12 protein-coding genes are annotated in these 17,906 nt (G+C 62.9%); 10 read left to right on the top strand and 2 right to left on the bottom strand.

Annotated elements, in window-relative coordinates; translation table 11 throughout:
* The first annotated feature begins 166 nt into the window (after positions 1-166).
* From P3C29_RS08985 to P3C29_RS08975, 3 genes are all read left to right on the top strand, one after another.
* Positions 167-1,477, top strand: a complete 1,311-nt coding sequence (locus P3C29_RS08985) for a C4-dicarboxylate transporter DctA (RefSeq protein WP_201123520.1) — start codon at positions 167-169, stop codon at positions 1,475-1,477.
* Positions 1,478-1,635: 158 nt separating this feature from the next.
* Positions 1,636-2,340 (top strand): FadR/GntR family transcriptional regulator, encoded by a 705-nt coding sequence (locus P3C29_RS08980; RefSeq protein ID WP_169388116.1) that lies wholly within the window; start codon positions 1,636-1,638, stop codon positions 2,338-2,340.
* A gap of 17 nt (positions 2,341-2,357) precedes the next feature.
* Positions 2,358-3,044: a GntR family transcriptional regulator gene (locus P3C29_RS08975; RefSeq protein ID WP_201123518.1), complete on the top strand. Its 687-nt coding sequence runs from the start codon at positions 2,358-2,360 to the stop codon at positions 3,042-3,044.
* A gap of 82 nt (positions 3,045-3,126) precedes the next feature.
* On the opposite strand, the gene P3C29_RS08970 is transcribed toward P3C29_RS08975, so the two are convergent.
* Positions 3,127-7,986: an NAD-glutamate dehydrogenase gene (locus tag P3C29_RS08970; protein ID WP_201123515.1), complete on the bottom strand. Its 4,860-nt coding sequence runs from the start codon at positions 7,984-7,986 to the stop codon at positions 3,127-3,129.
* A gap of 468 nt (positions 7,987-8,454) precedes the next feature.
* Here P3C29_RS08970 and P3C29_RS08965 point away from each other — a divergent pair, with 468 nt between their 5' ends.
* From P3C29_RS08965 to P3C29_RS08935, 7 genes are all read left to right on the top strand, one after another.
* Positions 8,455-8,811 carry a hypothetical protein gene (locus tag P3C29_RS08965; RefSeq protein ID WP_169388113.1) on the top strand — a complete coding sequence of 119 codons (357 nt, stop codon included), beginning with the start codon at positions 8,455-8,457 and terminating at the stop codon, positions 8,809-8,811.
* 312 nt (positions 8,812-9,123) lie between these two features.
* Positions 9,124-10,083, top strand: a complete 960-nt coding sequence (locus tag P3C29_RS08960) for a MoxR family ATPase (protein WP_003218556.1) — start codon at positions 9,124-9,126, stop codon at positions 10,081-10,083.
* A gap of 5 nt (positions 10,084-10,088) precedes the next feature.
* Entirely contained in the window at positions 10,089-11,021 is a 933-nt protein-coding gene (locus P3C29_RS08955) for a DUF58 domain-containing protein (protein ID WP_003218540.1), read from the top strand.
* A complete protein-coding gene (locus P3C29_RS08950; protein WP_010173073.1) occupies positions 11,018-11,512 on the top strand; it encodes a DUF4381 domain-containing protein in 495 nt (164 codons plus the stop codon). Before P3C29_RS08955 ends, P3C29_RS08950 begins: the two co-directional genes overlap by 4 nt.
* Entirely contained in the window at positions 11,505-12,593 is a 1,089-nt protein-coding gene (locus P3C29_RS08945; RefSeq protein WP_010173076.1) for a VWA domain-containing protein, read from the top strand. Before P3C29_RS08950 ends, P3C29_RS08945 begins: the two co-directional genes overlap by 8 nt.
* Entirely contained in the window at positions 12,590-14,332 is a 1,743-nt protein-coding gene (locus P3C29_RS08940) for a tetratricopeptide repeat protein (protein ID WP_201123511.1), read from the top strand. Before P3C29_RS08945 ends, P3C29_RS08940 begins: the two co-directional genes overlap by 4 nt.
* The gene (locus tag P3C29_RS08935; RefSeq protein ID WP_010173080.1) at positions 14,329-15,969 is read left to right on the top strand and encodes a BatD family protein; all 1,641 of its coding nucleotides are present in this window, start codon (positions 14,329-14,331) and stop codon (positions 15,967-15,969) included. The genes P3C29_RS08940 and P3C29_RS08935 overlap by 4 nt, the downstream gene beginning before the upstream one ends.
* A 171-nt stretch (positions 15,970-16,140) precedes the next feature.
* On the opposite strand, the gene P3C29_RS08930 is transcribed toward P3C29_RS08935, so the two are convergent.
* Complete coding sequence (locus P3C29_RS08930; RefSeq protein ID WP_003218534.1) at positions 16,141-17,883, bottom strand: ABC transporter substrate-binding protein; 1,743 nt, start codon at positions 17,881-17,883, stop codon at positions 16,141-16,143.
* Positions 17,884-17,906: the final 23 nt, after the last annotated feature.

Here is a 17,906-nt window from a genome sequence, read left to right as displayed (position 1 = left end):
CTCCGACCTTGCGAACCAACTGGTCAGACCGGGACCCACCATCCCGGTAATATTTACTTGCAGCTGGGAAAAAACCGAGCGTAGACTGGCCCCGCACTGGACATACCGGTCAGACCACAACAATTAAGCCCTGGACCCACCAGGGCACCGAATAGAGATCCTTCCCATGCTCAGATGGTGCTCGCGTTCGATTTTCCTGCAAGTCGTGATTGGCCTGGTGATCGGCATAATCTGCGGCCTCGCCCTTCCCGAATTCTCCTCGCAACTCAAACCCCTGGGTGACGGCTTTATCAAGCTGATCAAGATGCTGATTGGCCTGATCGTGTTCTGCGTGGTGGTCAGCGGTATTTCCGGCGCCGGCGACTTGAAGAAAGTCGGGCGCATCGGCCTCAAGTCGGTGATCTACTTCGAAGCGCTGACCACCGTGGCCCTGGTGATTGGCCTGATCATGGCCTTCAGCACCGGGATCGGCACTGGCGCCAATATCCATCTGGAACAGCTCTCCTCCGCCGGTCTGAATGAACTGGCCGACAAAGGCCAGCACATCAAGGGCACCAGCCAGTTCCTGATGGACCTGATCCCCAACTCGGTGATCGGCGCCTTCGCTGACAACAACGTGCTGCAAGTGCTGTTGTTCTCCGTGTTGTTCGGCAGCGCCCTGAACCTGGTCGGCGAAGCCGCCTCCGGCATCTCGCGGTTGATCAACGAGCTGAGCCACGTGATCTTTCGCATCATGGGCATGATCGTGCGCCTGGCGCCCATCGGCGTGTTCGGCGCGATCGCCTTCACCACCAGCACCTACGGCCTGGACTCCCTGCAACACCTGGGCAGCCTGGTGGGCCTGTTCTACCTCACCTGCTTCCTGTTCGTCGCGGTGATTCTCGGCCTGGTGATGCGCCTGTCGGGCCTGCGGATGCTGCCGCTGCTCAAGTACCTGCGCGAAGAACTGTTGATCGTGATGGGCACGGCGTCCTCCGATGCGGTGTTGCCACAGATCATGCGTAAACTGGAGCACCTCGGCATCGGCAGCTCGACCGTGGGGCTGGTGATTCCGACGGGGTACTCGTTCAACCTCGACGGTTTCTCCATCTACCTGACCCTGGCCATCGTGTTTATCGCCAACGCCACCGGCACGCCACTGTCGATGACCGACCTGCTGACCATCCTGCTGGTGTCGCTGATCACCTCCAAGGGCGCCCACGGGATTCCCGGCTCGGCGCTGGTGATCCTGGCGGCGACACTGACCGCGATCCCGGCGATTCCGGTGGTGGGCCTGGTACTGGTGTTGGCAGTGGACTGGTTCATGGGGATTGGCCGGGCGCTGACCAACCTGATTGGCAACTGCGTCGCCACCGTGGCCATCGCCCGTTGGGAAAAAGACATCGATATCCAGCGCGCCAACAAGGTGCTGGAAGGGCAACACGGGTATGCATTTCAGGCCAAGAAACCGGTGCTGCCGGCGCACCAGGAGTTCTAGGACAACACACATCCAATGTGGGAGCTGGCTTGCCTGCGATGGCGGTGTATCAGTAGATGATGGGTTGGCTGACACATCGCCATCGCAGGCAAGCCAGCTCCCACAATAGATCTTCGCCGGATTCACTACCGTATTTGCAACTTCAAGGAGACGTAGACGTGATCAGCACCTCAACCGTCGTCAATTCAGTGGTAGAAAAACTGCGCGCCGCCCTGGCGAGGGGTCAGTGGCGGCGCGGCGAGATGCTGCCCGGCCAGCGTGAACTGGCGGAGCAACTGGGCATCAGCCGCCCGAGCCTGCGCGAAGCGGTGATCGTGCTCGAAACCCTCGGCCTGGTGCGCTCCATGCCCGGCAAGGGCGTGGTGGTGCTGGAAACCACCCTCAACGAATCCCAGGCCCAGGACAGCGGCGTGGCCGAGGCCAGCCTCGAAGACATCCTGCAACTGCGCTACACCCTCGAACCCTTTATCGTCGGCCTGGTGGCCCAATCCATCAGCAGCAAGGAAGTCGGGCAACTGCGCCTGACCCTGATGGACATGCGCGAAGCCCTCGATGCCGGCGACAGCGAAGCCGGGATGAACGCCTACATCGCGTTCCACGAAGAACTGTTCGCCCTGACCTCCAACCCGATCTTCCAGAACGTGGTGCAACAGACCAGCAACGCCCTCAAGCAAAGTGCCCAGGTACTTCGTAATTCCCCCGAACACCTGGCGGAACGCCTGCAGGAAAACGACGCCGTGGTGCGCGCGATCCGCAACAAGAACAGCGCCCTGGCCAGCGCCGAAATGCGCCGGCACATCCTGCAGGAAGGCTTGCGCATGGGCATTCGCTTGAACATCCCGGACGACCATCTGGGTAGCTGACTTTTTGGAGACCGCCCATGACCGCTCACGCCCTGCACACCCCGTTCCCATTCACGCCGTTGCGCCTGGTGGGCAAGCCGAAGCTCTCGGTGGACGACATCTACCCGGCCCTGTTCGACGCCATTCTCGAGCAACGCATCGCCCCCGCCAGCCGTTTTACCGAGGAGAGCCTCGGCCAGAGTTTTGGTGTCAGCCGCAGCGTTATTCGCCGGGTGCTGGCGCGGCTGTCGCATCAGCAAGTGATCATCCTGCGGCCCAATCATCGGGCGCAGGTGGCAGCGCCGGACGCACAACAAACCCGGCAAATTCTTGAGGCCCGACGCCTGACGGAAATCACCGTGGTGCAGTTGGCATGTGCCAATGCGAAACCAGCACAGGTGCGGCAGTTACGTGAGTTGATTGCGCGGGAGCGGGAATGCATCGAGCGGGACCAACGCGGGCCGGCGATTCGGCTTTCCGGAGAGTTTCACCTGCAACTGGCGGCGATTGCAGGTAACGCACCGCTGGCGCAGTTTCTCAACAGCCTGGTGCCGTTGACCTCGTTGGCGATTGCGCAGTTTGAGGCCAAGGCCTGCACGTATTGCGCGTGGCAGGAGCACATGGCAATTGTGGATGCGGTAGAGCAAGGCGACGCCGGTACCGCCGTCACCTTGATGACCCGACATCTGGACCATCTGGAAGCCAAGTTGCTACACAGCAATTGAGCCAACCACTCGATGATCAAGCACAAAAAAGCCCGGCATCTTTCGATACCGGGCTTTTTGTTTTACCGCTCAATCAGTCCCGTTACAGCACCGACTGACCGCTCAACGCCAAATCCAGCAACTCACGGTTGGCCACCGCGTACATGGCGTAGTCCGTGCCCACCGCAGCACGAATCTCCACCATCATCGCGCGCCAGCGCTCCACCATGCTCGCGTTCTGCTCAAGCCACAGGGCCACGCGGGCTTCCATGTTTTCTGGCGCATCGGCCATTTGCAGAACCTTGATGGTGATCGCCCGTTGCTGCCAGTCCACGTCATCGCGGAAGGCTTCACGCGCCTGGGCCTGCCAGTTGTTGCCCACCGGCAGATCGCTGATCTGCTGCAGGTACCACGGCAAGTCCAGGGCGCTACCGACGGCGAAGTACGCCTTGGCCACATCAGCAGCGCTCTGACCGGTGACGTCAGCCGCTTCGATGATCGGCAGCAAGGTGTACAGGTGCGTGGTGCCCGCCACCATGCGCGCCAACAGCTCCGGTACACCGGCTTCGACATACGCCTGATAACGGTTCTGCCAGCCTTCACGGGTCGGGCCTTCCAGCAGTTCGTCGAGCTTGAGGCCCAACGCCGCCAGGTGCGGACCGAAGTGCGCGACGTCACGGGCAGCATCCTGCTCGTTGCGACGGCTGCGCAGGAACCAGCGTGTGGCACGGCGGCCCAGGCGCATCAGTTCGTCCATCAATGCCAGCTGCACTTCAGCCGAGACCTGGTGATCCAGGGCTTCGATCTGACGGAACCAGTGCGGGAGGTGGAAGATGTCACGCACGATCACGTAGGCACCGGCCACGTTCGCCGGGCTCATGCCGGTGGACTCTTTGAGTCGCTGAACGAAGGTGATGCCCATGTGGTTGACCAGGTCGTTGGCGATCTGGGTGCTGACGATCTCGCGCTTCAGACGGTGGCGACGCATGGCTTCGGAGAACTTGGCCACCAGGCTCGGCGGGAACGCGGTCTCCATGTCACGGGTCAGGTAGTCGTCATCCGGTACCAGGGACTTGAGCAGCGCTTCCTTGAGGTCGATCTTGCTGTAGGAGATCAGTACCGACAGTTCCGGCCGGGTCAGGCCCTTACCGGTGGCGGCACGCTCGGTCAGTTGATCTTCCGAAGGCAGGTACTCGATGGCGCGGTCCAGCTTGCCACGGCCTTCCAGGTCGCTCATCAGGCGCTTGTACTCGGCTGCTCGCTCAAACGCTTTGCGGGCAGCCAGGGACAGGGCCTGGGTTTGCTTGTAGTTGTTGCCCAACACCAGGCTGCCGACTTCGTCGGTCATGCTCGCCAGCAACTGGTTGCGCTGCTTGTCGGTCATGTCACCGGCCTGCACCACTTCGTTGAGCAGGATCTTGATGTTCACTTCGTGGTCGGAGCAGTCCACACCGCCGGCGTTGTCGATGAAGTCGGTGTTCGAACCGCCGCCATTGAGGCCGAATTCCACACGACCCAATTGGGTCATGCCGAGGTTACCGCCCTCGCCCACCACCTTGCAGCGCAGCTCGTTGCCATTCACGCGCAGGGCGTCGTTGGCCTTGTCGCCCACGTCGGCGTGGCTCTCGGTGCTGGCCTTGACGTAGGTACCGATACCGCCGTTCCACAACAGGTCCACCGGCGCCTTGAGCAAGGCGTTCAGCAGTTCGGTCGGGGTCAGCTTGTCGGCCTGGATGTCAAAGCGTTCTTTCATCTGTGGCGAGATGGCAATGCTCTTCGCGCTGCGCGAGAAGATACCGCCGCCTTCCGACATGATGCTGGTGTCGTAGTCGGTCCAGGCCGAGCGCGGCAGGTCGAACAGGCGCTGACGCTCAGCGAAGCTGTTGGCCGGGGTCGGGTTTGGATCGATGAAGATGTGCAGGTGGTTGAAGGCCGCGACCAGTTGCAGCTTGTCGGACATCAACAGGCCGTTGCCGAACACGTCGCCGGCCATGTCGCCCACGCCCACCACGGTGATGCTGTCTTGCTGGACGTTGATGCCGCGCTCACGGAAGTGACGCTGCACGCCCACCCACGCGCCCTTGGCGGTGATGCCCATTTTCTTGTGGTCGTAACCGGCAGAACCACCGGACGCAAACGCGTCACCCAGCCAGAAGCCGTAGTCGATGGCGATGCCGTTGGCGATGTCGGAGAAGGTCGCAGTGCCCTTGTCCGCGGCCACCACCAGGTACGGGTCATCGTTGTCGTGGCGCACCACGTTCAACGGTGGCACCAGGGCGCCGTCTTTCAGGTTGTCGGTGATGTCCAGCAGGCCGGAAATGAAGATGCGGTAGCAGGCGATGCCCTCGGCCGCGATCTCGTCCCGGCTGCCGCCCAATGGCAGGCGACGCGGCAGGAAGCCGCCCTTGGCGCCCACCGGCACGATGACCGAGTTCTTCACCTGCTGGGCTTTTACCAGGCCCAGCACTTCGGTACGGAAGTCTTCTTCACGATCGGACCAGCGCAGGCCGCCGCGAGCGACGTTACCAAAGCGCAGGTGCACGCCTTCAACCCGTGGCGAGTAGACGAAGATTTCAAACTTCGGCACCGGCTTCGGCAATTCAGGAATCGCGTGCGGGTTGAACTTGAAGCTGAAGTACGACTTGTTCTGACCGTTGGCATCCGCCTGGTAGAAGTTGGTCCGCAGGGTGGCCTTGATCAGGTCCAGGTAGCGACGCAGGATGCGGTCTTCGTTGAGCACCTGAACGTCGTCCAGGGCCGTCAGAATGGCCTGTTCCAGGCGTTGCTGCTTGTCTTCCAGGTCTTCGGCGGTCAGCTTGCGCGCCAGGTAGAAACGGGTCTTGAACAACCGGGTCAACTCGCGGGCGATGTCGGTGTGGTTGTTCAGGGTGCTGGCGATGTAACCCAGGTCGAAGCCCAGGCGAATCTGCTTCAGGTAGCGAGCGTAGGCACGCAGCAACGCCACGTCGCGCCATGGCAGGCCGGCGGTCAGTACCAGGCGGTTGAACGCATCGTTCTCGGCATCGCCGTTGACGATGTGCACGAACGCGTCCTGCAGGGTGTCGTTGAGCTGCTGGATGTCGAGGTTCAGGCCTTCGGCGGCGGTGAACGCGAAATCGTGAATCCAGAACTCGCGGCCATTGGCATGACGCAGGCGGTACGGGAATTCACCCAGTACACGCAGGCCGAGGTTTTCCAGGATCGGCAGCACGTCGGACAGTGCCAGCGGGGTGTCGGCGTGATACAGCTTGCAGTGCAGCTCGCGCTGGCCGGAAACCTGGCCCAGCGGCTGGTAGAAGCTCATCACCAGCGGGTTGGCTTCGGTCAGGCTGAGCAAGTGCTGCATGTCGACCACAGCCGAATGCGCGGCGAAGCGCTCGCGGTAGCCGGCCGGGAAGCCTTTCGGGAAATCCGCCAGCACGTTGGTGCCATGGGCCTCGCCAAAGCTTTCCACCACCAGGCTGGAGTAGTCGTCCTGCCAGCTGCGGCAGGCCTGCACCACTTCTTTTTCCAGTTGCAGCGGGTCGATGTCCAGGCGGTTCTTCGGGTCTACCCGCAGAATCAGCTGGACGCGAGCCAGTACGGATTCGGAGAAGAAGGTCCAGAACTCGCAGTCCGAGGCTTTCAGGCGATCCATCAGCACTTGCTGGATCTTCTGGCGCACTTCGGTGGAATAGATGTCGCGTGGCACGTAGGCCAGGCAGTAGCAGAAGCGGCCGTACGGGTCTTTGCGCAGGAACACGCGGATCTTGTTGCGTTCCTGGATCTGCACGATCGACATCACGGTGCTGAACAGCTCGTCCACCGGGGTCTGGAACAGATCGTCACGGGGCAGAACCTCGACCACCTGGGCCAGTTCCTTGCCCAAATGCGCCTTGGCCTGGAAGCCCGAGCGACGCTCGATTTCCGTGACCTTGCGGCGGATATACGGGATCACCCGCACGCTTTCGCCGTACACCGAAGAGGTGTAGAGGCCCATGAAGCGGCATTCCTTGATGACCTTGCCGTCGGCATCGATCTGGCGGATCGACACGTAGTCCGGGTAGGCCGGGCGGTGCACGCGGCTTGGGTGAGCGGCCTTGGCGAACGACAGCACGGCCGGTTCACGCAGGTAGTTCACCGCGTAATCCTCGATGCGCAGGTCGTCGGCGGTGAGGCCTGGGCGCAGCAGTTTGGTCAGACCGAGGAACGAGTTGGCGTCATATTCGATATGACCGCCATCCGCCTCGTCACGTACCACAAACTCTTCATAGCCCAGGAAGGTGAAGTGGTTGCCCACCAGCCATTCCAGGAAGCTCTTGATCTCGGCTTTTTCTTCGCCGTCGATCACGTAGGAGCTGGCGTCGATACCGGCCAGCAGTTCCTGGACCTTGGCTTTCATCGGTTCGAAATCGGCGACAGCAACGCGCACTTCGCCCAGTACCTGCTCAAGTTCCTTGCTCAGGACATTCAGCTCGGCGGCGTTGGCGCAGCGGTCGATTTCCAGGTACATCAGCGATTCTTGCTGAACGTCTTCGCCCTGGGTGCCTTTGGGCAGGATTTCCAGCAGCTCGCCCTTCTTGCCACGACGCACGCTGAGCACAGTGGTTTGCAGGGTGTGGATGCTGTAGCCACGGCGATTCAGCTCGGTACGCACCGAGTCCACCAGGAAGGGCAGGTCGTGGTGCAGCACTTCGACCGCCGTGTGGGTCGATTGCCAGCCGTGACGTTCGTAATCGGGGTTGTAGACCCGCACTTGCGGTTGGGTGTGATCAAAGCGCTCAAGCAGGCGCCAGGCAGACAGGGTGCAACCGGCCAGGTCGGACAAGCGACGCTGGGTCAGTTCATCCAGGGAAATGATGCCGAAGAATTGTTCAGCGAACAGCGCCACTTGTGGCAGTGCCTGTTCACTGATGTGCTGCGCCAGTGCCGCTTGCAGTTGGTGCTGGAAGTCGGCTTTGCTGGCTGCGGTGAAGAACGCCATCTGTGGTACTCCGCTTGGGCTTGTTATTGATGGAAGCGTCGCGTGTTATCCCCTTGCGGGGAGACCGTCAGCTCTGTTCGCGGTCTACAGTAACGAATTCAGAGTGACAGGTGGGTGAAGCTGGACAAGACAATGAGGTCACATTCAACTTCCATAAGATGTGCTGCCAGCCAGGCGACGGTACGACGGGCAGGTCAGACTCCTGGCGAGGCACATCCGTTGCGCAGCTTAACGAGTGTAGGAAGCGTGCTGCTTGCGACGCTGCGACATATTCGGTCATCGGCACGCTGCTGGCGGGTTGCGACTTGGGCAACCGGGTGTTTTCGGAGAAATCCCGAGGCGCCGAGTACCGGAAATGACTGATATAGCCCGTCAGGTCATGCCACAAGGTCTGACACACGATGCAGCACAAAATTCGCCGCAATGGCACAATTGCCCTGCTTCGCCCTCCCCCAGACAGGATTAACCATGCCACTGCAACTGACCACCGCCCACCTGATCGTCAATCCGTGCGATGACGAAGAAGACAACATGGCCATGCTCTGCTGCCACGGCGACAAGGGCGAGATGTTCATGGTCACTCGTTATCCGGATGAGGACGAGGTGGAAATCACCTGGGATTACGAGCCGTCGACCCTGGACGGGCTGAAGATCACGCTGAGTGCCACGACGTTGTTGGTAGAGATTGGCGCAGCGGACGCCGATGCCTTGGGCGGCAGTGATCATCTGGAAATCACCCACGGCACGGCGGAGTCGGATCTGGCCGAAGTGGAAGAAACCTTGCAGAACATTCTCAAGGGCACCGGGACCTATATCCGGATCTAGAAGCCAAGACGGCTCAATGTGGCGAGGGAGCTTGCTCCCGCTGGGCTGCGAAGCGGCCCCAAACCAGTCAACTGCGCTCTGCCTGGAAAAACTCGGCCGCCTTATTGGGGCTGCTGCGCAACCCAGCGGGAGCAAGCTCCCTCGCCACAAAGGTAGGTGCCAGCCGGAAAAAACCTCGGACATTTCCCACAATTCCCAAAAAATACCCCCTGCGCCGTTAGTCGCCGCACCCTCTGATGCATTAAAGTAAGCCCCCCAGGCCCTGGCGTTTTTAACAACGCCCGGGGCTCACCTCTCCAGGAACCGTCATCGATGGAACATCGTGAAGCGCTGCTTGCGCTGCGAACCTTTCTTTCAACGCAGATTCTCGGCCAGGAAAAACTCATCGAGCGCTTGCTCATTGCCCTGCTCGCCGATGGTCATATGCTGGTTGAAGGCGCTCCCGGGCTGGCCAAGACCAAGGCCATCAAGGAGCTTGCCGAAGGGATCGAAGCACAGTTCCATCGCATCCAGTTCACTCCCGACCTGCTGCCCGCCGACATCACCGGCACCGAGATCTATCGTCCGGAAACCGGCAGCTTCGTGTTCCAGCAAGGCCCGATCTTCCACAACCTGGTGCTGGCGGACGAAATCAACCGTGCCCCGGCCAAGGTGCAGTCGGCCTTGCTTGAAGCCATGGCCGAGCGCCAGGTCAGCGTGGGGCGCAGTACCTATGAGCTGTCGCCACTGTTTCTGGTAATGGCCACGCAAAACCCGATCGAGCAGGAAGGCACCTACCCGTTGCCCGAAGCCCAGCTCGACCGCTTCCTGATGCACGTGAAAATCGGCTTCCCCGATGCCGCCGTCGAGCGCCGCATCCTGCAGCAGGCCCGTGGCGAAGCCCTCAATGGCGAAACCAAGCCCGAGCGCCGGGTCAGCCAGCAGGCGATCTTCGCCGCACGCAAGGAAATCCTAGGCCTGTACATGGCCGACGCGGTGGAGGAATACCTGGTGCAACTGGTCATGGCCACCCGCACCCCGGCCAAGTTCGACCCGGAAATGGCCGAGTGGATTGCCTACGGCGCCAGCCCCCGTGGCTCGATTGCGCTGGACCGCTGCGCCCGGGCCCACGCCTGGCTGGCCGGTCGCGACTTCGTCAGCCCGGAAGACATCCAGGCGGTGCTGTTCGACGTGCTGCGCCACCGCATCATTCTGTCGTTCGAGGCTGAAGCAGCGGGCATCGACCAGGACCGCGTGGTGCAGCGCATTCTCGACGTCGTTGCCGTCGCTTGACGCCCATGAACGCTGGCGATGGAACCCGTGTCACCCTGAGCGAATTGATCGAGATGCGCCATCGCGTGCGGGAAGTGCAGCTGTTTTCCACGCCAAGCCAGCGCAGCCCGCTGATCGGCCTGCACCACTCGAAACTGCGCGGGCGCGGGGTCGACTTCGACCAGGTGCGGGTTTACCAGGCCGGCGACGACGTACGCACCATCGACTGGCGCGTCACCGCACGCACCCAGGAACCCCATACCAAGCTGTTCCATGAAGAGCGCGAACGGCCGATCTTCATCATGGTGGAACAAAGCTGCCGGCTGTTTTTCGGCTCGGGCCAGATGTTCAAGTCGGTGCTGGCAGCCCAGGCGGCGAGCCTGATCGGTTGGGCAGCACTGGGTCACAACGACCGCGTCGGCGGCCTGGTGTTCGGCGACAGTGAGCACTATGAAATCAAACCCCGGCGCAGCAAACAAAGCCTGCTGCAATTGCTCAACCGTCTGGTGCGGGTCAACCAGAGCCTCAACACCGAGCGTCGCCCGGAAGCCGACGCCCTCGGCATGGCCTTGCGCCGGGCCCGGGAAGTCCTGCGCCCGGGCAGCCTGGTGATTGTGATCTGCGACGAACGCGCGTTGACCGAAGGCGCCGAGCAACAGCTGAGCCTGCTGTCGCGGCATTGCGACCTGCTGCTGTTGCCGGTCTCCGACCCGCTGGACCACGCCCTGCCCGCCGCCGGGCTGCTGCGCTTCGCCGAGCGCGGCGCACAGCTGGAACTGGACACCCTGAATTTCGACCTGCGCCAGGCCTACAAGGCCCAGGCCGAAGCCCGCAGCGCCCGCTGGGAACTGCTCGCGCAAAAGCTGCGAGTGCTGTTGATGCCCTTGAGCACACAGGGTGAAATGGTCGAGCAACTGCGCGAATACCTGAACCCGCAACGCCCGGTTAAAAAGCAATGAGCAGCCTCGACCAACTGCAACCCTTGATCGCCCCGCCGGTGATCGGCTTCTGGCCGCCGGCGCCGGGCTGGTGGCTGTTGCTGCTGATTCTCCCGCTGGCGGGCTGGGGCTTGTGGTCGCTGCGGCGTTTCCTGCCGGCCAAGCGCCCGCTGGCCCGCGCCGAACAACCCCTGGACCCGCTGCGCATCGCCGCCCTCGCCGAGCTGGCCCTGATGCCCAAACCCTACGACGGCGCGCCGGCCGGTGCCTGGCTGCAACAACTCAACGGCCTGCTCAAACGCCTGTGCCGCAACGACTACCCCTACAGCCAGAGCCACACCCTCAACGGCCGCAAATGGCTGGCGTTCCTCGACAACCGCTGCCCCGCCGCCGGCCTGACCCGCTGGATGGTGCTGGTGGAAGGCGCCTACAAGCCCGAATGCAAACTCGACGACAAGGCCATCGCCGGTCTGACCCAGGCCGTCGACACCTGGATTCGCAAACATGTTTGAGTTCGCCTGGCCGTGGATCTTTGCCCTGTTGCCATTGCCGTGGTTGCTGCGGCTCATCTTGCCGGTGGCCGACAGCGGCGAGCCGGCACTGAAAGTCAGTTTCCTCAGCGATCTCGAAGGCCTGGCCCGCCGTCGCGCGCGGGTCAACCTGCCGGGCTGGCGCCAGCAAGCGCCGTTCGTGTTCCTGTGGTTGTTGCTGCTCACCGCTGCCGCCCGCCCGGAATGGCTCGGCGAGCCGCTGCCCATTGCTGCCAGTGGCCGCGATTTGCTGGTGGCGGTGGACGTCTCCGGCTCGATGGACTTCCCCGACATGCAGTGGCAGGACGAGGACGTCAGCCGCCTGAGCCTGGTCAAGCACCTGCTGGGGGACTTCCTGGAAAGCCGCGAAGGTGATCGCGTAGGCTTGATCCTGTTCGGCAGCCAGGCTTATCTGCAAGCGCCGCTGACCTTCGACCGGCGCACCGTGCGCACCTGGCTCGATGAAGCAAAAATCGGCATTGCCGGGAAGAACACCGCGATTGGCGACGCCATCGGCCTGGCCCTCAAGCGCCTGCGTCAGCGCCCTGCGCAAAGCCGGGTGCTGATCCTGGTCACCGACGGCGCCAACAATGCCGGCGAAATCGACCCGCTGACCGCCGCCCGCCTGGCCGCCGAAGAAGGCGTGAAAATCTACCCGATCGGCATCGGTGCCGACCCCGAGCAAACCGGCTCCCTGGGCATACTCGGGGTCAACCCGAGCCTGGACCTCGACGAACCGGCGCTCAAGGCCATCGCCGAGGCCACCGGCGGCCGCTACTTCCGCGCCCGCGACGGCAACGAACTGCTGAAGATCAAGGAAACCCTCGACCAGCTCGAACCCGTGGCCCAGCAACCGACCCAGGCCCGCCCCGCCCAGGCGCTGTACAGCGCGCCGCTGGCGCTGGCACTGATCCTCAGCATGCTGCTGGTGATCCAGGAACGCTGGCCGGATAACGCCTTGCAACGGCTGTTCAACAAACTCTCGAGCAAGGGCCGTTTCCTGCAACCCAATCCGGAATGGCGCGAGCGCCTGAAACGCCTGCGTTTGCGGAGGCGTCGATGATCGCCCTGTGGCCGCACTGGTTCCGTCCCTGGTGGCTGTTGCTGCTGCCGCTGCTCGGCTGGTTGCTGTGGCAGTTGTGGCACCGCCAGAAACGCGCCGGGCGCTGGCAGATGATTCTGCCGCCAGCCTTCCATGCCGCGTTGCTCAGCGGCGGCAGTGGCCGCGAAAGCAAATCGCCGTGGGTGGTGCTCGGGATTGCCTGGCTGCTGGCCGTGCTGGCGTTGCTCGGCCCAAGCTGGGAGCGCGTGGAACAGTCCAGTCAGAAACCCGCCGACCCGCTGGTGGTGCTGCTGGAACTGACCCCGGAAATGCTCGCCACCGACAGCCCGCCCAGCCGCCTCGAACAGGCGCGGCGCAAGCTGTTCGACCTGCTCCAGGCCCGCAGCGATGCGCAGACCGCCATCGTGGTCTACGCCGGCAGCGCCCACACCCTGGTGCCGCTCTCGGACGATCTGGCCACCAGCCATAACCTGCTGGAGGCCCTGCGCCCCTCGATCATGCCCGAGCCCGGCCATCGCGCCGACCTGGCCGTGGAAAAAGCCCTGAGCCTGCTCAAGCATGGCGGCCTCGGCCAGGGCCGACTGCTGCTGATTGGCTCGTCGCTGTCCAAGCAGGAACGCCAGGGCATCCGCCTGCAGTTACAAGGTAGCCAGGCGCCGAGCCTGTCGATCCTCGGCATCGGCAGCCGCGAAGGCACGCCAGTGACCCAGGAGAGCGGCGAATTCCTCAAGGACGCCCAGGGCGCGATCCTCGTGCCGCGCCTCGACAGTCCGACCCTCAAGGCTTTCGCCAGCGAAATGGGCGGCCGTTACCGCCAGGCCCGCCTGGACGACAAGGACCTGCGCCACCTCGGCCTGCTGGACGGCCCGCAAAGCCTGCGCAATGACGGCCAACTGCTGCACCTCGACACCTGGGCCGACCAGGGTTATTGGCTGCTCTTGCCGCTGTTGCTGCTGGCCGCCTGCGCCGGGCGCCGCGGCTGGCTGTTCTTCCTGCCGTTACTGCTGTTGGGCGCGCCGCAGCCCAGCTATGCCTTTGACTTCCAGGACCTGTGGCTGCGCCCGGACCAACAAGGCCAATTGCTGCTGAAGAAAAAACGCCCGGCCGAGGCTGCCGAACATTTTGAAGACCCGCAATGGCAAGGCGTCGCGCTGTATGAAGCCGGCAACTACGCCGAAGCGGCCAAGCGTTTTGCCGAAGGCAGCGACGCCTATTCCCACTACAATCGAGGCAACGCCCTGGCCAAAAGCGGCGAGCTGGAAGCGGCGATCGACGCCTACGAGCAAGCCCTGGAAGCGCAGCCCGACTTGCAGCCGGCGCTGAAGAACAAAGCCCTGGTGGAAAGCCTGATGCAGCAGGAACCGGAAAAAACCGAGCCGGCCAAGCCTGCAAAAAACGAGGATGACGAAACCACGCAACCCGGCCAGACTGCGCAACCGGGCGCCAGCAGCCAGACCGCCACCGGTGGCGAGCAGACGTCCCAGGGCCAGGGCCAACCCGGTGCAACCGATACACAAACCGGCGCCACGCCCCACGCCGGCAGCAACGAGGTGCCCGGCAGCGAGTTGGGTGACGAGCAAACCACCACGCCGCCCCTGCGCCCCGCCAGCGGCACGATCGAAGGCGAACAGCGCCAGGCCCTGGAACAATGGCTGCGGCAGATCCCGGACAACCCCGGCGAGCTGCTGCGACGCAAATTCTGGTACGAACAGCAACAACATCAGGACAAGACTCGATGAACCGCTGCACCGCCCTTCTTCTCACCCTCGCGTTGTGGGCCAGCCAGGCCCAGGCCGCCGGCCTGGTGGCCAGTGTCGACCGCAGCCGCATCAATTCCGGGGAGACGGTGGAACTGACGGTGGAGTCCAACGACGTCACGCTGTTCGGCAAACCGGACCTGGCGCCACTGGACCCGCTGTTTGAAGTGAGCGGCACCCGCCAGATCAACCAGCTCACCACGCTGGCAGGCGACAACCACGCCACCACCCGCTGGATCATCACCCTGCTGCCCAAAGAGACCGGCACGGTTGTGATTCCGCCATTGCAGATCGGCGAACTCAAGACCCAACCGATCACCCTGCAAGTGGTGGAAACCGTCAGCCAGAACACCGAGACCCAGTTGGCGCCGGTATTTATCGAAACCAACCTCGACCAGGACAGCGTCTACGTCCAGGCCCAGGCGCTGCTGACCGTGCGCGTCTACCACTCGGTGTCGCTGTACGACGACAGCAGCCTGACGCCATTGCAGATCGCCGATACGCGCATCGAGCAACTGGGTGAATCACGCACCTACGAAAAAGTCATCAACGGCATCCGCCATGGTGTGATCGAGACGCGGTATGCGATTTACCCGCAGCACAGCGGCAGCTTGACCATCCCGGCGCAGATTTTCAGCGCCACCCTGGTGGAGCCTCGGCCCGCCCAGGACAATAACCCCCAAGGCTCCAAACCCGGCAAGCTGATCCACGTCAGCTCGCCGGAGCTGTCGCTGGCCGTCAAGGCCAAGCCGGCGGTGTACCCGGCAGACGCCCCCTGGCTACCGGCGCGCAGCCTGACCCTGACTGAAAGCTGGAACCCCGAGCCGGATCACGTGCAGGTCGGCGACTCCCTGACCCGCAGCCTGACCCTGAAAGCCGAAGGCCTGGCCGCCGCACAACTGCCGCCCCTGGCGCTGAGCGACATCCCTGGCCTGCGCCGCTACCCGGACCAACCGGTGCTGAGCAACCAGAACAACGACCGCGGCCTGATCGGCAGCCGTGAAGACCGCGAAGCCCTGGTGCCCAACCGCGTTGGCGCACTCGAACTGCCACCGGTGGAAGTGGTGTGGTGGAACACCCACGAAGACCACCTGGAACGCACCAGCCTGCCGGCCCGCACCCTGCAAGTGGCGACCAACCCGAGCCTGATCGTGGACACGCCGGCCAGCCCCACCGTGATCACTGCACCGGACAACGACAGCCTGTGGATCTGGCAACTGACCAGCCTGATCCTGGCCTGCACCACCCTGCTGGGCTTTGGTCTGTGGTGGCGTGCGCGCTGGCAGCCGGCGATCCTGCGTGCCGCGCAAACCGGCCCGAGCCCGCGTACCTTGCTGGACGACCTCAAGCGGGCGAGCCAGGCCAATGACCCGCAAGCCACACGCCAGGCACTGGATGCCTGGGCGCGGCAACAGCCGGAGACCCTGGCGGATATGGCGGCGCGGTTTGTGCCGTTGTCGGATGCGTTGGACGGGTTGAATGGCGCGCTGTACAGCGAAAGTGGCCAGTATTGGCAGGGTGAAGAATTGTGGCGGGCGGTGAAGGCGATTCCGATGGCGGAGCGCGAGCAGGACCCTGCGGGGGATAGCACCAGCTTGCCGCCGTTGTATCCCAAGTAGCCCCCTCTCAGAAACACCACGAAGCAAATGTGGGAACCGGGCTTATGTGGGAGCTGGCTTGCCTGCGATGGCATCACCGCGGTCTGACTGACAGACCGAGGTGCCTGCATCGCGGGCAAGCCCGGCTCCCACACAAACCTGGCTCCCACATTTTGATCTGCTGCGTCTGGATTACTTGCGCGCCGCCTCCCACGACTTCAGCAGCTCGTTATAGCTGACCGTCTCACCCTGCGGCTTCTCATTCGCCAGCTTCGGCTTCGGCGCACCCGGCTGGTCAAACCAGTACTGCGCGTCCCTTTCCTCGTTCATCTTCGGCCCGCAAATCGGCTGCACCTTGGAGCGTTCCAGGCGCGTCATGATCGCATCCTGGTCCTTGGCCAACCCATCCAGCGCCTGTTGCGGGGTTTTCTCGCCGCTGGCCGCTTCCGAAATATGGCTCCACCACAACTGCGCCAACCGTGGATAGTCCGGCACGTTGGTGCCGGTCGGGGTCCATTCCACCCGGGCCGGGCTGCGGTAGAACTCCACCAGGCCACCAAGTTTCGGCGCCAGGTCGGTCATGGCCTGGGAGTTGATGTCGGATTCACGAATCGGCGTCAGGCCCACGATGGTTTTCTTCAGCGACACGGTTTTCGAGGTCACGAACTGCGCGTACAGCCAGGCCGCCAGTTTCTGCTTCTCGGGCGTCGACTTGAGGAAGGTCCAGGAACCCACGTCCTGATAGCCCTTCTTCATGCCCTTTTCCCAATACGGCCCGACCGGCGATGGGGCCATGCGCCACTTTGGCGTGCCGTCGGCGTTCACCACCGGCAGGCCCGGCTTGGTCATGTCGGCGGTAAACGCGGTGTACCAGAAGATCTGCTGGGCGATGTTGCCCTGGGACGGCACCGGGCCGGATTCGGAGAAGGTCATGCCCGCCGCTTCCGGTGGCGCGTAGGCTTTCATCCAGTCCACGTACTTCTGCGTGGCATACACCGCCGCCGGGCCGTTGGTGTCGCCACCACGGGTCACACTGGAGCCCACCGGGTGGCAGTCCTCCACGCGAATGCCCCACTCGTCCACCGGCAAGCCGTTGGGCAGGCCCTTGTCGCCGCCACCGGCCATGGAGAACCAGGCATCGGTGAAACGCCAGCCCAGGGAGGGGTCTTTCTTGCCGTAGTCCATGTGCCCGTAGACGCGTTTGCCGTCGATTTCCTTGACGTCTTCGCTGAAGAATTTGGCGATGTCTTCATAGGCTGACCAGTTCACCGGCACGCCCAGTTCATAACCGTACTTCTCTTTGAACTTGGCTTTCAGGTCCGCCCGTTCGAACCAGTCGGCGCGGAACCAGTACAGGTTGGCAAACTGCTGGTCGGGCAACTGGTAGATCTTGCCGTCCGGTGCGGTGGTGAACGAGATCCCGATGAAGTCCTTGATGTCCAGGGTGGGCGACGTGAAGTTCTTGCCTTCGTTGGCCATCAGGTCGGTGATGGATTCGGTCTTGCCATAGCGAAAGTGCGTACCGATCAAGTCGGAATCGTTGACCCAGCCGTCATAGATATTCTTGTCGGACTGCATCTGGGTTTGCAGCTTTTCCACCACGTCGCCTTCCTGCAGCAGGTCGTGGGTCAGCTTGATCCCGGTGATTTCGCTGAAGGCCTTGGCCAGCACCTTGGACTCATACTCGTGGGTGGTGAGGGTTTCCGACACCACGTTGATCTTCATCCCGCGAAACGGCTCCGCGGCCTTGATAAACCACTTCAGTTCTTCGAGCTGTTGGGCTTCGGTAAGGGTCGACGGTTTGAACTCACTGCCGATCCATTTTTTTGCAGCGTCTTCATAGGCATCCGCCCAGGCCGCAGCACTGAGCCCGCTGAGCGCCAGCACGGCCGCCAATGAAATGCTATGTCGCAGCTTATTGTTTTTATCGAACATAGAGACCTCCTGGTTTTGGGGTT

It is taken from the genome of Pseudomonas sp. 1912-s (genome assembly GCF_029269205.1).
Lineage (GTDB): Bacteria > Pseudomonadota > Gammaproteobacteria > Pseudomonadales > Pseudomonadaceae > Aquipseudomonas.
The sequence above is the reverse complement of the archived record's forward strand: the minus strand, read 5'-3'. Positions and strand labels throughout refer to the sequence as shown.

Coding starts and splice junctions, on each gene's coding strand:
- P3C29_RS08935 (WP_010173080.1), top strand. CDS start 14,329: ATGAACCGCTGCACCGCCCTTCTTCTCACCCTCGCGTTGTGGGCCAGC.
- P3C29_RS08950 (WP_010173073.1), top strand. CDS start 11,018: ATGAGCAGCCTCGACCAACTGCAACCCTTGATCGCCCCGCCGGTGATC.
- P3C29_RS08955 (WP_003218540.1), top strand. CDS start 10,089: ATGAACGCTGGCGATGGAACCCGTGTCACCCTGAGCGAATTGATCGAG.
- P3C29_RS08930 (WP_003218534.1), bottom strand. CDS start 17,883: ATGTTCGATAAAAACAATAAGCTGCGACATAGCATTTCATTGGCGGCC.
- P3C29_RS08945 (WP_010173076.1), top strand. CDS start 11,505: ATGTTTGAGTTCGCCTGGCCGTGGATCTTTGCCCTGTTGCCATTGCCG.
- P3C29_RS08960 (WP_003218556.1), top strand. CDS start 9,124: ATGGAACATCGTGAAGCGCTGCTTGCGCTGCGAACCTTTCTTTCAACG.
- P3C29_RS08965 (WP_169388113.1), top strand. CDS start 8,455: ATGCCACTGCAACTGACCACCGCCCACCTGATCGTCAATCCGTGCGAT.
- P3C29_RS08970 (WP_201123515.1), bottom strand. CDS start 7,986: ATGGCGTTCTTCACCGCAGCCAGCAAAGCCGACTTCCAGCACCAACTG.
- P3C29_RS08985 (WP_201123520.1), top strand. CDS start 167: ATGCTCAGATGGTGCTCGCGTTCGATTTTCCTGCAAGTCGTGATTGGC.
- P3C29_RS08975 (WP_201123518.1), top strand. CDS start 2,358: ATGACCGCTCACGCCCTGCACACCCCGTTCCCATTCACGCCGTTGCGC.
- P3C29_RS08940 (WP_201123511.1), top strand. CDS start 12,590: ATGATCGCCCTGTGGCCGCACTGGTTCCGTCCCTGGTGGCTGTTGCTG.